Source organism: Pseudomonas sp. TH08 (assembly GCF_016651275.1).
Lineage (GTDB): Bacteria > Pseudomonadota > Gammaproteobacteria > Pseudomonadales > Pseudomonadaceae > Aquipseudomonas.
On record NZ_JAEKEE010000001.1, the window covers coordinates 1,145,437 to 1,161,265 of the forward strand.

Here is a 15,829-nt window from a genome sequence, read left to right on the forward strand (position 1 = left end):
TTGGCGCGCCGCCCTTGTCAGAGCAGGAATTGCCCATGCCCGAAATCTCCTTGCCCAGCGCCGTTGATGTACTGACGCAACTGGTGACCGGTCCCTCGTTGCGGGAAGTCGCCACCCAGGCGCTGCGCCCCGAGCTGAAAATCCTTTACCCGAATCTGGATATCGATCCGCAACTGGCCATGGTCGTGACCCCGACCTGGATCGTCAAAGATGACCGTGTCGTTCGCGGCGGTGATCAGGTCGAGTCCCTGACCGACGTGCTGGTGCGGCTCGGTCTGTCCGGTACCACCGTCACGTATCTGGACGATGAACAGTTTCTGACCCAGCATCCGGGCAGTGAATCAGCGATCCAGTTGCCCGTGGAGGTCGATGCGCTCGCCAGCCTGCTCAACGAACTCGCGCCGCTGCTGTTCGTGGCGTACCGCGAACAACAGGTTGATTACTGGAACCAGCACACGTCTCTCGCACAGCCGCGCTGGTATCAACTGTCGGATGCTTTGCACAATCTGTGGAATGTCGACGAAAGTCTGGACTGGGACGTGCATCAGCGAGCCATGGCCCACGCGGTTTTCCGTCACCCCGACAAGCAGCAGCGGCTGTCCGCAGACAAGTACAAAACACGCGCGTGCCTGATCGACCTGGATCAGGGTGACGGTGAAAAACGTAATCACCTGCATGTTCTCGATACCGCCGTGCTGGTCGGCACCCACGAGAAGCGCACGCTGATCATTACGCATTCGCTGGTGAATGGTTTTCGGCGTTTCGAATCGATGGAGGAGCTGGGCAATGCCCTGCCGCGCCGGTATCGGGAGAACACCGCCGCCGGTGGCCTGCACTGGCGGTTGTTCGAGCCGGACGGCAACTTTTTCGATCAACAGGCTTGCACACTGATCGCTCTGGAGGCCGACGCCCTCGGCGAAATCAACTTCTTTCAAGGCTCGACCCTCAACAACCTCTTCCCGCAAAACGGCACGGGCGGCGATCACTCAGAGCCGGCGCCGCGCCTCAAACCGCACGTCGACCGTCTCCAGCCGATGCTGCCGCCCTGGCTCGACAACGCTAATGCGGCCGATCAGACCAGCTTCAGCCGGCACCTGCTGGACCTGACTGTGGTGCAACACCAGAACGCCGGTAAGTCGTTTCAAAGCGAGGTCGACAATCTCGACACTTTTACCCGCGATGCGTTGACCCGACAGATCCGCACCGATCACCCCAAGGCCGGCGAGGTAAAAATCGACGAGATCGAAATCAGCATCACCGCCCTGGAGGTCTGGGGCACGTTTGTCTTGCCGTTCAATAGCGACAACCAGACGTTGTCGCTAAGCGAACTCACCCTGCAAAACCTCGAAGGGTTGCCGCTGGGCAACAAGACCGTACGCTATCGGGATGGCAGCGCTTTGCCGGACTGGCTCACCGTGGCCTACGTGGAAAAACTGGTCACCGCCGTCAACATCGGCAAGACCTATCCGGCGTACCTGAAAAAGCTTCTGGTCGACGATAACGTCCAGGCCGCAGCCCTGCAGAAACTGTATATCCGCCAGTTGCCGATCGAACTGCCGATGCTGGCGCTGCAACACAAGATCCGTGACGAGGCCGGCATTGATGAGCAAGGTTATCGCTACCTCCTGGCCGCCTTGGGTGACAGCGCCGAGGGTCGCCTGGTCGACGGGCAGGAAATCATCATCAGCCCGCTGGCGTTCAATGCCCACCGCATCAGCTCAAGGGCCGACACCGTGGTCAACATGTTTGTCATCGGCCCGCGTCAGTCCGACAAAGGTCCCTACCTGCTCTATCGACCGCTGTTCGAAAAACCGCTGATTCAATACCCCAGTCGTACCAATCTGCTTTATGCGATCAAGCACTCGCGACTGTTGCGCGAATCGGTGCTCGCCTGGTTGCCGGATGACGTTCGTTTCAATTACAGCCAGTACGTATTCCCGGCCAAGATGCCGTCGGTATGGGTCATTCCTCAGACCGTGGTCAATCCCGTCGCCGCCATCGACATGCTCGGGGTGGTCAAGCTGCACACCAGCGAAATCACCGGCGATATCGTCGAGACGCTGCACAAGGCCAACGTTGCCGCCCTCCTCACTCAGGCCGATCGCCAGACGGTCTCCAACGCCGAAGCGCGCTGGGCCACGGTAAAACGCGGCGGCTGGATGCTGTTCAACGCCGCCCTGCCTTTTCTGGGCCGTGGCGTCAGTACCGCCGCCTGGATCTGGCAAATCATGGACGACCTGCAAGAGATCAGCGATAGCGAAAACCAGCAGAGCGGCAAGATCGCCTGGACGGCATTGGCGGACATCCTGCTGGCGCTCGGTATGGTGCTGGCCCACCGCGCCGCCGTCGGCAAGGCAACGCGGCGCAAGACCGGCACCGTGTCGGAAACGGCAGAACAGTTGCCGCCAAAAGTCGTTCCCGAAGCCATTAAACCCGTGCGCATGCAAGACGTTACCAGCCTCGAACTGCCAGTCGGTCATGACACCTCGCTCAATGCGAGCGCGGCGTTGGGGCGCTCACGTCCCGGTCTTGAGTCACTCCTCGACAGCCTGAAAACCATAAAACCCAAAGGGCTCGGCGCAGCGGCCACCGAGGGTCAGCACCAGCACCTCTACGCTCACCAGGAAAAATGGTACGCGCCCGTCGGCAAACGCTGGTTCGAAGTGCAATTCAACGACAACGGCGATGTGCAAATCATCGATTCACATCAAGTGCCCACACGTACAGGGCCCTTGCTGACCCGCACAGCGAGCGGGCAGTGGGTCGTCGATTTGCGCCTGCGTCTGCGCGGAGGCGCCCTGCGCAGCCGCATCGCGCAAGCACGCCTGGAAAAAACAGAAGCTGACTCAGTTAAAGAGCGACATCAGCGCCTTCGATGTGACGATGAAACCCAAGCAGGACACACTGGCCGACTTTCATACTGCGTTGCTTGAGGCACTGCCGGAAAAAGTCGAAGCGATACGCAAGGAGTACCTCGACACCATTGAAGCGCAGCTCAGCCAATACACGGTCCACATCGACAAGCTCAAGGCCCTGAATCTGGCGGAGCCGGTACCCAACTACCGCACGGCCATGATCGACCGGCTGACCATGCAGATGTTTCTGTGTCACTCCTGGTTTCTCGAACGCAATGGCGAGTACGCCAGTACCCTGAACACGACGATGAATCTGTTCGAGAACAAAGCGGCGACACCGGTCGATCACGTCACAGCCTTTGAAAAGCTGAATGGGCTGTCCGCCGAGTTCATTGCGAAGCTGGAGTTTGCCCACACACGTTTCGATGAACTGAAGCTGCTCGGCAAAGAGGGGGTCGAGACCCAGCGTCGTTACCAGACCAAACTCCCCGGTTATGAAATCAACGACCTGAAAATGCTCGAGATCAGCCTGGGGCAGAAACTGTGTCTCAAGGCTGGTCCGCCAGACAGTGCGACTGCGGCAAGGGTTGCACTGGAAAACGTGATCGAAGATGCCGCCCTGAATATCCAGAGCTCAATGGACCTTAGCACTGATGAAAGTCTGGACAACCTCGCCGAACGGATAGAAGCCACCAGCAATCTGGCCGAACAATTTGCCGCCATCGACCAGCGCTTCGTCGATCTGCTCATCGAATATCCCAAGCACTACCAGCCCGAGCGTTTGGCGCAAGTGCGCAAGCGGATCAACGAATTCAGCGAAGCCACGGTAAACCGCCTGGGAAACCTGTTGCGCGACCAGATTCTGCTCGGGCCGAAGCCCGGCCCTTCCCGCCCCTGGGCCGGTTCCGGCAGAAAAATCATCAAGACCCGCTACAAAGGCACGCTTGTCGGTGAAGTCCGAAAAAGTGCCGATGGCCAGGACACTGACCTGGTGGAGGTGCGAGCAAAAGTTTCGGGCAGACTCATCGCCACGTTTCACGAAAAAACACCCGGGGAGTGGGTCGAGCGCATCACACCGAAACCGTCTCCGACCAAATCCAGGCCGAATCTGAACAACAGCCTTGCAGCCGGACAAGCCTTGATCGACGACCTGTCAGCGTTCCACAGACGAACCGAAGGCCATGTCAAACGAGCCAAACGCATACCGGCGGAGGCTGAAGCCCTTTATCAAATTCACGCCGTGAGTTTGCGCAGCGCCAGAGAGGCGATCGACCAAGCCTTGATCGCCAGCAACGAGCCGGCAGATCGTGTGGCCTCCGAGCTGGTGGACGCACTCGACAGCGCCGCGACAGCCCTCGACAAAACTGGACGCAAAACCCGTATTACCCTGATCAAGCAACAGCCTCCGACGGCCGCCCACGTGCAGTGGTTGAAAAACATCGGAGAAGTGAAAATCGCCAAAATCGGCCTCCGCCGTCGGCTCAAGGGGCGGGCCAATGACTTTCTCGATGAATATGAAGTCAGCGACGCCAGAACCGGTACAGCGTTGTGGTACGCGCACCTTCACTATGACAACGCCAAAGACCCGGTCACTGCGTCAAAGGCGCGCCATATGAAAACCCTCGAGCAGCGGCACCTTGGCGGTGCCTACGAACTGCACAACCTGAACAATCAGGAACTCATTGCCATTCATCGCAGCGGGATGTCGCTTAAATTGGCCGAAGAGTTGTTTTTCCCACCTGCCACGCCTGCCGCAGGCGCATCAGCGCCGCGCTGATAGCGGCCTCGGGCACCGCAGCGAAACCCAGCACCAGGCCTGCACGCTGATCGTGCGGGGTGCTTGAGTCCGGCAACCAGTAATTGCTCAAACCATTGATTTCAACGTCGACGCCGGCAGCCTTTTCAATCAATTGCTGCTCCCGCGCTTGCGTGTCGACCGCTACCGTCAAGTGCAACCCCGCCACCACATTCGGCAGGCTGCCGACACCGGCGACACCTTCCGGCCAGCCAGCCAACAAGCTGTTGCGGCGGCTCAAGGCGGCGCGGCGCATGCGGCGAATATGCCGCTGAAAGTGCCCGGCCGCCATGAACTCGGCCATGACCGCCTGGGTGCTCACTTCGGAATGGCGCATGTCCACAGCCCGGCGCTGAGTGAACGCTTTCACCAGGCCTGCCGGCAGCACCAGATAACCCAGCCGCAATGCGGGAAAGGCGATTTTGCCGAAGGTGCCGACGTAAAGTACCCGCCCCTGCCGATCCAGCGCGGCCAAAGGTGCCAGCGGTGCGCCGCTGTAACGATACTCGCCATCGTAATCGTCCTCGATAATCCAGCCCTCCGTGCGCTCAGCCCACGCCAACAACTCCAGGCGGCGCGCCAGACTCATGATCACCCCAGTGGGGTACTGATGAGACGGCGTCACATAGGCCAGACGGCAATCGGTCAACCCGTTCAATTGCGCGCAATTGATGCCGTCACCGTCCACCGACACGCCGTGCAACCTTGCACCGGCAATGGCGAATGCATGAGCCGCCGCACGGTACCCGGGATTCTCGATGGCGACCCCGTCCCCCGGCTCCACCAGCAACTGTGCACAAAGGCTAATTCCCTGCTGGGCACCACTGGTGATCACTATTTGTTCAGCCGTGCATTGCATACCGCGCGAACTGCGCAAATAGGCGGCGATCAAGCCGCGCAAACGCACATCGCCCTCCGGTGCGCCGTAACACAACTGCTGCAAGTCCGGTTTTCGCCAGAAAGCCGCATTCAACTTGGCCCACACCCCGAATGGAAACAGGTCGAATGCTGGCACGCCGACCCGAAAAGCTCTCGGTGGTCCGCTCGGCGGCAGGGATAGATGATTGTTTTCCAACCGTTGCAAAGCGCTTCTGTGGATAACTTTGCTGGATAAATCCACAGTTAATTCCACGTGTTTTGTGGATAAACTTGTGGATAAGCCTGTTGAAAACCCTGTGGATAGTTTTGTGGACAACTTTTTTGTCGATAACGCCGTGTGTGGCAATTGCGCCACGTAAGTGCCATCACCGACCCGCCCCTCGATGAAGCCTTCGGCGTAGAGCTGATCGTAAGCGCGCACCACACTGTTCCGGGAGATCGCCAGCGCCACCGCCAGATCACGACTGGCCGGCAATCGCGTGCCGCTGGCCAGACGCCCGTCGAGCACCCTCATGCGCAGGGCCTGGTAAAGCTGAAGACTCAAGCCCTGTCGGCGATCAAGTTCGATACCCGCCGGGTTGAAGGACAAGGACAGGGGCAGATCGCTCATGGCATTGGACCTATGAATTTGATCGTTAATGGCTCTTACAACGAACCAATAGCCTGCCTAGGATGCAGTCATTCGCCAAGGAAAACTTCTCCATGTACACGCCCCGCGCCTTTGCCATCGACGAGCTGTCCCAACTGCACGAACTGATCCTCGCCACTCGCTTGGCCATTTTGGTGAGCCACGGCGAAAACGGCCTGCAAGCCAGTCATGTGCCGGTGTTGCTGCACTGCGAACAAGGTTCCCACGGCACGTTGTACGGTCACCTCGCCAAAGCCAATCCACAGTGGAAAGACTTGCGCGACGGCGCCGAAGCGATGCTGATTTTTGCCGGCCCCGATGCCTACGTCAGCCCCGGTTTTTACCCGAGCAAAGCCGAGCACGGCAAAGTCGTGCCGACCTGGAACTACGTCGCCGTGCACGCCTATGGTCACGCCGAAACCTTTAGCGATGGCGGACGCCTGCTCGACATTGTCAGCACCCTCACTGATCGCCATGAAGCCGGCCGCGCCCAGCCGTGGTCAGTGGACGACGCTCCCGCCGATTACATCGACGGCATGCTCAAGGCCATCGTCGGTTTTGCGATTCCCATCGACCGTCTCGAAGGCAAGCGCAAGCTCAGCCAGAACCGCAGCGCCGAAGACATTGCCGGCGTGCGTGAAGGCCTCGCTGCCAGCCCCGAAGTCAATGATCAAACCCTCGCCCAATTGATGCGCTAAGGAAATCACCATGAGTCAGATCGACATTCGCCAGGTCAGTGCTGATGACCACGCCGCGTGGCTGCCGCTGTGGCAGGCTTACCTGCGCTTCTACAACGCCGAACTGCCGGACGCTGTCACGCAAAGCACCTGGCAGCGCTTCCTCGATCCGAACGAACCGACTCACGCCGCCCTCGCCTGGGCTGACGGCAAAGCCGTGGGCATGGTGCATTACATCTACCATCGCTCGAACTGGAGTATCGAAAACTCCTGCTACCTGCAGGATCTGCTGGTGATGCCCGAAACCCGCGGTACCGGCGTCGGTCGCCTGCTGATCGAGCACGTCTACGCCACTGCCAAGGCTGACGGCTGCTGCAAAGTGCACTGGCTGACCCACGAAACCAACGCCACCGCGATCCAGCTCTACGAGCGTATCGCCGAACGCCCGGGTTTCATCCAGTTTCGTAAAGCCATTTAAGGAGACGCGCTCATGACCGCTTCACTCGCTGACTGGAAAGGCGTCCCCGCCCCCACCACCACACTGCTTGAAGGCCGCTTCATTCGCCTGGAAAAACTCGACCCGTCGCGCCACGGCGATCAGCTGTTCAACGCCCTCGAAGGCCCCGGTGCCGACCCGAAACTGTGGAACTATCTGCCTTATGGGCCTTTCCCCGAGCGCAGCGTTTTCAATGACTGGCTGAACAACCACGCGGCTCAAAGCGATCCGTATTTCTTCAGCGTCATCGACCGCGCCACCGGGCAAGTGCAAGGCATCCTCAGCCTGATGTCGATCGTCCCGGCGCAGGGCCGCATCGAGATCGGCCACGTGACCTTCGGCGCACCGATGCAACGCTCGCCGAAAAGCACCGAGGCGGTTTACCTGTTGGCCAGGCACGCTTTCGAGCTGGGTTACCGTCGATTGGAGTGGAAGTGCAACAACGGCAACGCTCGCTCCAAATACGCCGCCGAGCGCCTGGGCTTCAGCTTCGAAGGTGTGTTCCGCCAGCACATGGTGGTCAAGGGCGAAAACCGTGACACCGCGTGGTACTCGATTCTGGATGGAGAGTGGCCGGCAATTGCGGCAGGGTTTGAGCGTTGGCTGTCTGATGATAATCAGGCACCTGACGGGCAGGTGAAAGGCCTGGTCGAGTGTCGTTCCTGATGATGTAAAAACAACAGATCGCAGCCTGCGGCAGCGCCTACACAGGATCTCCGTGGAGCTGCCGCAGGCTGCGATCTGTTGATCTTTAACTGATATCTCGCCGAATCCGCACAACGCCCATCTTCATCCCAAACGGACGAAACACGGCGTTCAGCGACTTCAGCGTCTGATTGCCTTCGCCGTGCTCGATGTGCACCAGGGTTCGAACCGAGATTTTGCACATCTTCGCAAACTGGGTCTGATGCAGGCCCGTCACTTCTACGCGCAGGCGGCGAACGGCCTCGCCGATCTCAAGCGTTCCCTGGGCCAATGCTTCTTGAATGTTTTCGATGAGCAGCGTGCGCTCGGCGACGGTCAGGCTCATTTCAGGTCCCACTCTTTCAAGCGTTGCTCCAGATTTCTCAGGTGAATCCCCGGATGGTTCATGGTTCGGTCCGGCAGGCCGCTCTCGGTCAAAATATCGGGAAGAGCCGCAAGGCGTCGTGCGTCCTGACGAAGGCGCTCGAACGCATCCGGCCCATCGGCCAAAGCAGCCAAGGGGTCATCCGGATCAGCAATATCAGCCAATGCACGACAAACTCCTCGCCAATCGACATCCCCCGCCCTTTCCAACTCTTTCGGCCATTTAGTCGAACGGGTAACGCCTTCATCGTCCATGACCATGGGCGCCAAATCATAAATCGGCGCAAGTCGAAACGAACTCAAGCCACGAATGATCGCGGTATTACGGCCATGGTTATCCGAGTTACCGAGAATTTTGTTGATCAGATCCCGACGCAAGTAGTCCGCAACCAGATCGGGAATCTGCTCCTCTTGCCCTGCCTCACACCAAAGACTGGCAAGCATACGAATCACGCCCAAATGGTCCATCGCGCTGCCTGGCGTTGTCACATTAGCCAGCGAATAAATCGATTCGACCGCATAACGCTCAACACCTTGAGCCGTTACCCGACGATCAAAACGCTGCATCCACAAGCTGGGTTTACTCGCCTCTTCCAGTGCCAGCCCTTGTGAAGCTACCGTTTCGATGTCTAATGTCTGAAGGGCCCTGTAGTAGTGGAACTCACTTCGCAAGATGTCCTGATCGGTCTGATTGCCTTTGTTACGAGCAAATTTCACAAACCAGTGCTGACTGACCTCTGAATCCTCAAGGACTGCATCGGGATACAGGAGACCGGCCTTGTTCTCTGCCAACAAAAGCTTAGGCGCTTCACCCCCTGCCCCCGTCGCACCGCCAATGGCTGCACCGAGTTCATAGGCGTACTCGAGAAAACGATTGTCACGCAGGATTACGTCCTGACGCTGAAACCCAATGGGCTCCCGCTCATCCATAGACTCGGCAGATTCCTTTATTCGCATGTTGCCGATGGGAGCTGGCGTGCTCCGACCCAGCAGATAGAGGTCGGCGCTGATGTCTGCGGGTTTTTCCTGCCCTAAGCGAGCAAGAAGAAAACGTTTCGCAGCACCGGCAGGAACGATGTCATGAACGAAGGCAGGCACACTCGATCGCCGGCTATCCCAGTCCAACGGGAACCGTACACTCACAGCCTTTGAGAACGGCGACCCTATCGCGTCTAAGTTTTCGACGAGATAGGTGGTTTGATAACCGAAATCGCAGCGACTTTCGAAACCCTTTTCGGGGTCAGCGAAACTCAGAACCATCGCGTCATGCCATCGCCCAGTCGCGAATATCTGTAGTGTCAGGTCGTACATGAGCTTTGCACCTGCATTTAAATGCATTCTGGCGAAGTTTTTTAAACCGAAGATGCAATATAGTGCATTTTTTGACGAGACCTGCCGAAATATCTGCAACAAAATGCAGAAATGCCACGGTCTATTTTGGGGCAAACACAAAGTAATGCGGATGGATGTTTGACATCATTTTGTAAAAGCCGCTGAGCATAACGACTCGCTTACAACAGCGAGTCATCCGTCCACGCTGGAATGTAACGTCCATCCCACTTCTAAAAGCAAAAGATCGCAGCCAGCGGCAGCTCCTACATTTGCCTTATGCAGGAGCTGCCGCAGGCTGCGATCTTTTGCCGTGTTTTTCAGCCCAGTTTCTGCGCCAGCACGGCAATGTGCTCAGGGCCGATCCCGCAGCAACCGCCGAGGTGACTGGCACCGCGCTGCTGCCAATCGACCGCCCAATGCAAGTAACCCGGCGGATCAAGATCCTCGCGCAACGGATCAAGCCCATCATTGGCCGTCGCTTCTTTGGGCTGCGGCGGGAACGCGTTGGCGTAGGCGCCAAGGTGAATTTTCACTCCCAGACGCTCGAAGGTCGCGCGCGCCGCATCAATTGCTGCGCCAATCACTTCCGGCTGACTGCAATTGAACAGCAGCGTCTCGACGCCCAACTCAGCCGCCACCGCCGCCGCTTCGGCCACCGGCTCGCCGGAACGCAGACGCGGTACTTCGTCAGTGTCTTCATCCTTCAATGTGAAGGACAACCAGAACGGCTTGCCATCCTGCGGCAGACCGGCATGGATGGCCCGCGCTTCGATGATCGAGCTCTGGGTTTCCGCCAGCCACAGATCGACGTGCGGTGCCAGACCCTGAATCAATGGCTGCAACAACTCGCTGACACGGGACGCTTCAAACAGATCCGGACGGTAGGAGCCGAACAGCGGAGGCAACGAACCGGCCACGCGTACCGATTTTCCCGATGCGTCTACCGCACGGCGTGCCAGTTCTCCGGCCAAGGCTGCCAGCGCCTGCCCTTCAGCGGCAAAACGCTCTTCGCCAATGTGGAACGGCACCACCGCATAACTGTTGCTGGTAATCACGTTGGCGCCGCTGGCGATGTAAGCGGCGTGCACCGCCTCGACCGCTTGCGGTGCCTCGCTCAGCGCCAGCGCCGACCATTCCGGCTGGCGAAACGGCGCCCCGGCGCGCTGCAACTCACGGCCCATGCCGCCATCAAGAATAATCGTGCTTCCTGCGCCCATATGCTTTTCACTCATAAGCTTATGAAAATAACTCACTATCAGAGTCGTTCTTATAACTATTTAATACGCACCATTCGGTTAATAACAACCTCTTTTTTGCTCAGGGATCGACTGTGAAATTTCAACCGCTACTGGCCCTGGGCCTGACGATTCTGGCCGCCTCCACACAAGCTTTTGCTGGCACCACGCTGGATCGAGTCGAGCAGAAAAAACAGTTGGTCGGCGTGCTGATGGAGAGCTATCCACCGTTCTCGTTTCTCAACGATCAGAACCAGCTCGACGGCTTTGACGTCGATGTAGCCAAAGCCGTGGCGGACAAACTCGGGGTCAAGTTGCGCCTCGAAACACCGTCCTGGGATGTCATCGCCGCCGGTCGCTGGAGCGGCCGTTACGACATCTGCATTTGCTCGATGACACCGAGCAAGGCGCGCGCCGAAGTGTTCGACTTCCCGGTCGAGTATTACGCCTCGCCCGCGGTGATCGTGGTCAACGCCAGGGATGAGCGGATCCACAGCGCCAATGACCTGAGCGGCAAGAAGGTCGGCCTCACCAGCGCCTCCAGTTATGAAAGTTATCTGAACAAGAATCTGGTCATCGAAGGCGCCGAAGACACGCAATTGCAGTACCCGTTCGAAGACGTGCAGATCGCCCCATACGATACCGACAACGTCGCGTTTCAGGATTTGGGCCTGGGTGCCGGCGTGCGTCTGGATGCGATCCTCACCAACCTCGTTACCGCGCAGCCACGCCTTAACGAAGACAAACGCTTCAAACTGGCCGGCGCGCCGCTGTACTCGGAGCCGAACTCGGTCGCCATCGAAAAGGGTGACGCGCAATGGGATGCCAAAGTGCGCGAAGTGTTCGCGCAACTTAAACAGGACGGCACCCTGAGCAAGCTCTCGCAGAAATGGATCGGCGCCGATATCAGTCAATGACTTCTTTCCCGACACCTCCACGACCACCAGTGACTGAATCCCGCCTGCAACGGTTCTTCGGTTTTCGCACACGGCTGTACCTGACCTGGGCGGCGATGTTCTGCCTGTTTGCCGGGTTTTTCCTGAGCTTTGATCTGAAGTTCTCGATCATCCTCGACAAGCTGCCCAACCTGGTCGGCCTGCATCTGGCCCCCAACGGCTTTCTGCAAGGCGCGGCGCTCACGCTGTTTCTGTGCGTGTGCTCGATTGTCGCCTCGTCATTGCTGGGTTTCGTCACCGCACTGGCACGCCTGTCGAAAAGCGCCGTGGCGTTCGGCATCGCCAGTTTCTACGCGTCGTTTTTTCGCGGCACGCCGCTGCTGATCCAGATCCTGCTGATCTATCTCGGCTTGCCGCAACTGGGCATCGTGCCCGGTGCCATCGTTGCCGGGATCATCGCCCTCTCGCTGAATTACGGCGCTTACTTAAGTGAGATTTTCCGCGCCGGCATCCTCGGCATTCCCTATGGCCAACGCGAAGCGTCGCTGGCGCTGGGCATGCGCGAATCGGTGATCTTCTGGCGCATCACCCTGCCCCAGGCCATGCGCACGATCATCCCGCCGACGACCAACCAGTTCATCTCGATGCTCAAGGACTCGTCGCTGATTTCGGTGATGGGGGTCTGGGAAGTGATGTTTCTCGCGCAGTCGTATGGGCGCTCCAGCTATCGCTACATCGAAATGCTCACGACCGCGGCGATCATTTACTGGGTAATGTCGATCGGGCTGGAGTTGATTCAGGCGCGCATGGAGCGGCATTACGGCAAGGCGTACGAACGCCGCAGCTAACCCGTTCTGCAACAGCACAGACATCATTCTGTAAAAACCCATCGCTATACAGGACGGCCCGCTCATAACAAAAAGGCCGTCCACTCATGCCCTTCCCGCCTCAGCGTTTGCCCCTCGCCATTGCCCTGCTGGTTGCCACCAGCGCCGCCCACGGCAAAACCGTGCAGATCGACACCGCCACCAGTGCCTCACAAACCCTGGGCGGCAGCGACACGCTGACGATTTCGGCCCCCGGCAGCATCACCAACAGCGGCAAGGCTGTAAGCCTGAAGGACCAAACCAGCGGCATGGGCGTGATCATCGATAACGCCGGCAAGATCATCTCCAGCGGCGGCCGCGCCATAGACAGCAGTGGTGATGAGAGCAAGGCGCGCAACTATTCAATCTACAACCGCAGCGGTGGGCAGATTCTCGGTGCCAACGACGCGTTGCGCATCGACAGCAACTTCGTCAGCGGCAGCCTGTTGATCGACAACAGCGGCATTATTCGCTCGACCACGGGCCAAGGGCTGGACCTTGATGCGCTGCGCAGTGACGGCGTAAAAACCACGATCATCAACCGTGCCGGCGGGCTGATTCGCGGCGACGCCAGCGACGGCATGAAGACCGGCGCCAACGCGACCATTACCAACTACGGCGAGATCTCCACGGGTGACTCGCACAACGCCGACGAGAAATTCGACGGCATCGATATCGATACCGCAACCGGTGTGTCGATCACCAACTACGGAGTGATTTCCGGTGGCCGTCACGGCATCACCACCGACCTCGGCGCGACATTGGTCAACTACGGTCAGATCACCGGGCGCAATGGTTCGGGCTACGGTTCCGACGGCGATGGCACCGTGATCAACCACGGCACCATCACCGGCGCCTATTCCGGGCTGCAAGCCAACGGTGACGGCGATGGCGTGGACATCGACAAGATCGCCCACATCGAAAACTACGGCACCATTCAAGGCGTTGGCGCCGGTGGTGTGGACAAGGGCGGTTTCGCCAATGGCAGCGAAGGCATCGCCCTCGGTGGCGGTTACATCCTTAACGCCAGCGGCGCGCTGATCAGCGGCGCCAACAGTGCGATTCTGGTCGATGACGGCAGCGGCGGTTCCGGGTTGGCAGCGACCACGCTGGAGAACTTCGGCACCATTCAAGGCCTCAACGGTTTCGGCGTGAAATTCGTCGGCGAGTTCGCCGACAACGTGGTCAACGCCGGCACCATCAGCGGCAGCAATGGGCTCGCACTGGATCTGGGCGCCGGCAACGACAGCCTGACTTTGCGCAACGGCAGCCGCTTTGTCGGCGTGGTCGATGGTGGCAGCGGTTACGATCGGGTGGTGATGGACGACGCGGCGGGCGGCAGCTTCGGCGCCAGCCGCAACTTTGAATGGCTGGAGGTCAAACAAGGCGCGTGGACGCTGACCGGCAGCGGCGATTTCAGCGACGGCGGCGCGGTGCGCAACGGCGCGACGCTGATCAACCAGGGCGGCATCGCTGGCGACCTGAGCGTCGACGCGGGCGGCGTGTATGCCGGCGGCGGATCGGTCGGCAACCTCAACGTCAACGGCACATTGCGCACCGACACCCGCTTCGGCCGTGCGAGCATCGTTCACGACTTGAACATGACCAGTGCATCCACCCTCGCCTACGGCGTCAACGCCGATGGCAGCAGCGCCCCGGTACAGGTCGGCGGCACGGCCAACCTCAACGGTGCGACCCTGGCGGTGAATCCCGGCAGTGGCACCTACCCGTGGCAGAGCCAATACACTGTGCTGCAAGCCGCGCAGGTCAACGGTACGTTCGGCAAGGTCACCAGCGACTACGCATTCCTCACGCCGACCCTCGCCTACACGCCGACTCAAGTCGATCTGACTTACACCCGCAACGATGTGGCCTTCAACCAATTCGCTGCAACCGGCAATGGCAGCAACGCCGCCAACAGCCTCGCCTCAATGGGCAAGAACAACGCACTGTACAACGCCTTGCTCAACACCACGCAAAGCACGGCGGGTGCGGCCATCGAGCAACTGGCCGGCGCCAGCAACGCCAATCTGACCAGCGCCACCCTCGGCGCCAGCAGTCAGGTGGGCAGCAGCATGCTCGCGGCGCTGCAACAAATTGGCGGCAGCCCGGGCCTGCTGGTCGGTCTCGATCAACGCGACACGCCCGTGTTGGCGGCCAATGGCGTACCGTCCGAAGCACGCAACCTGAATGATCCGAATGCACGTGGTCGTCTCTGGCTGCAAGGCATTGGCGGCTACGGCAAGCTCGATGGCGAGCACGGCAGCAGCGGCCTGGAACAGCGCACCAAAGGCAGCGTGCTCGGTGCCGACTGGTCGTTGAATCCTGCATGGCGACTCGGTGTGCTCGGCGGTTATTCGAAAACCGACCTGGACGCCACTGGTGTCGATGGCAACGTCGAGAGCTGGCACGCCGGCGTCTACGCGCTGCATCAGAACGGCCCGATTGCCCTGCGTCTCGGCGCCGCTTATAGCGGGCATCAGGGCGAGAGCAAACGCACGATCGCCTTCAACGGTTTCAGCGATCGCCCGAAAGGTGATTACGACGCCGACAGCCAGCAAGCCTTTGCCGAACTCGGCTATGCACTGGGCAGCGGCCGCCTCAGTGCCGAACCGTTCGCCAGCCTCGGCTACCAGCGCTACCACCGCGACAGCTACAAAGAAAAAGGTGGCGCCGCCGCGCTGCAAGTCGACAGCCAGACCCAGGACAACTTCAGCAGCACCTTCGGCGTGCGCCTGGCGCACCTGAGCAGCCTGGACAACGGCATGAGCGTGACGCCACGCATGGCAGCGGGCTGGAAACACACCTACGGCGATGTCAGCAGTTCGACACGTCAGGCGTTTGTCACCGGCGGCACGGCATTCAGCGTCGATGGTAGTTCACTGGATCGGGACAGTCTGGTGCTGGAAGCAGGACTGGATGTGGGGATCTCGGCGCGGCATACCCTGGGTGTGGGTTACAGCGGCGAGATTGGCAGCAACAGCCGTAATCACGGGTTGATCGGGCAATGGCAGATGAGTTTTTGAGTTTGAATAGCCGGCGGGGTCCGTGTTGCTTGTAGGAAAAGGGATCGGTGCAGCCGAGTAAAAATACCGGTTCGTA

The 15,829-nt window shown here is 59.5% G+C and carries 12 protein-coding genes; 8 read left to right on the forward strand and 4 right to left on the reverse strand.

Annotated elements, in window-relative coordinates; translation table 11 throughout:
- Positions 1 to 35 precede the first annotated feature (35 nt).
- Both JFT91_RS29460 and JFT91_RS29465 read left to right on the forward strand, forming a co-directional pair.
- Positions 36 to 2,933, forward strand: a complete 2,898-nt coding sequence (locus tag JFT91_RS29460; RefSeq protein WP_242489216.1) for a dermonecrotic toxin domain-containing protein — start codon at positions 36 to 38, stop codon at positions 2,931 to 2,933.
- Positions 2,884 to 4,632, forward strand: coding sequence for a hypothetical protein (locus tag JFT91_RS29465; protein ID WP_242489217.1), 1,749 nt, complete (start codon positions 2,884 to 2,886; stop codon positions 4,630 to 4,632). The genes JFT91_RS29460 and JFT91_RS29465 overlap by 50 nt, the downstream gene beginning before the upstream one ends.
- On the opposite strand, the gene pdxR is transcribed toward JFT91_RS29465, so the two are convergent.
- On the reverse strand, positions 4,565 to 6,139 hold the full coding sequence (gene pdxR / locus JFT91_RS05450) for a MocR-like pyridoxine biosynthesis transcription factor PdxR (RefSeq protein ID WP_201231758.1): 1,575 nt from the start codon (positions 6,137 to 6,139) through the stop codon (positions 4,565 to 4,567). The genes JFT91_RS29465 and pdxR overlap by 68 nt on opposite strands.
- Positions 6,140 to 6,231: 92 nt before the next feature.
- Between pdxR and JFT91_RS05455 the strand changes: the two genes are divergently transcribed.
- Genes JFT91_RS05455 through JFT91_RS05465 form a run of 3 tightly spaced genes read left to right on the forward strand, consistent with a single transcriptional unit; the run spans position 6,232 to position 7,996 of the window.
- A complete protein-coding gene (locus JFT91_RS05455; protein ID WP_201229403.1) occupies positions 6,232 to 6,855 on the forward strand; it encodes an FMN-binding negative transcriptional regulator in 624 nt (207 codons plus the stop codon).
- A gap of 10 nt (positions 6,856 to 6,865) precedes the next feature.
- Complete coding sequence (locus tag JFT91_RS05460; protein WP_201229404.1) at positions 6,866 to 7,312, forward strand: GNAT family N-acetyltransferase; 447 nt, start codon at positions 6,866 to 6,868, stop codon at positions 7,310 to 7,312.
- A 12-nt stretch (positions 7,313 to 7,324) separates the two neighbouring features.
- Positions 7,325 to 7,996 (forward strand): GNAT family N-acetyltransferase, encoded by a 672-nt coding sequence (locus JFT91_RS05465; RefSeq protein ID WP_201231759.1) that lies wholly within the window; start codon positions 7,325 to 7,327, stop codon positions 7,994 to 7,996.
- A gap of 85 nt (positions 7,997 to 8,081) precedes the next feature.
- On the opposite strand, the gene JFT91_RS05470 is transcribed toward JFT91_RS05465, so the two are convergent.
- From JFT91_RS05470 to JFT91_RS05480, 3 genes are all read right to left on the reverse strand, one after another.
- Complete coding sequence (locus JFT91_RS05470) at positions 8,082 to 8,360, reverse strand: helix-turn-helix domain-containing protein (protein WP_201231760.1); 279 nt, start codon at positions 8,358 to 8,360, stop codon at positions 8,082 to 8,084.
- On the reverse strand, positions 8,357 to 9,709 hold the full coding sequence (locus JFT91_RS05475) for a HipA domain-containing protein (RefSeq protein WP_201231761.1): 1,353 nt from the start codon (positions 9,707 to 9,709) through the stop codon (positions 8,357 to 8,359). The genes JFT91_RS05470 and JFT91_RS05475 overlap by 4 nt, the downstream gene beginning before the upstream one ends.
- Before the next feature lie 338 nt (positions 9,710 to 10,047).
- The gene (locus tag JFT91_RS05480; protein ID WP_201231762.1) at positions 10,048 to 10,947 is read right to left on the reverse strand and encodes a homocysteine S-methyltransferase family protein; all 900 of its coding nucleotides are present in this window, start codon (positions 10,945 to 10,947) and stop codon (positions 10,048 to 10,050) included.
- Between the two features lie 113 nt (positions 10,948 to 11,060).
- On the opposite strand from JFT91_RS05480, the gene JFT91_RS05485 reads away from it, so the two are divergent.
- The 3 genes from JFT91_RS05485 (at position 11,061) to JFT91_RS05495 (ending at position 15,753) form a co-directional block, all read left to right on the forward strand.
- Complete coding sequence (locus JFT91_RS05485) at positions 11,061 to 11,882, forward strand: transporter substrate-binding domain-containing protein (protein ID WP_201231763.1); 822 nt, start codon at positions 11,061 to 11,063, stop codon at positions 11,880 to 11,882.
- Positions 11,879 to 12,709 (forward strand): amino acid ABC transporter permease, encoded by an 831-nt coding sequence (locus JFT91_RS05490; protein WP_201231764.1) that lies wholly within the window; start codon positions 11,879 to 11,881, stop codon positions 12,707 to 12,709. Before JFT91_RS05485 ends, JFT91_RS05490 begins: the two co-directional genes overlap by 4 nt.
- An 86-nt stretch (positions 12,710 to 12,795) precedes the next feature.
- Positions 12,796 to 15,753, forward strand: coding sequence for an autotransporter outer membrane beta-barrel domain-containing protein (locus JFT91_RS05495; RefSeq protein ID WP_201231765.1), 2,958 nt, complete (start codon positions 12,796 to 12,798; stop codon positions 15,751 to 15,753).
- The last annotated feature ends 76 nt before the right edge of the window (positions 15,754 to 15,829 follow it).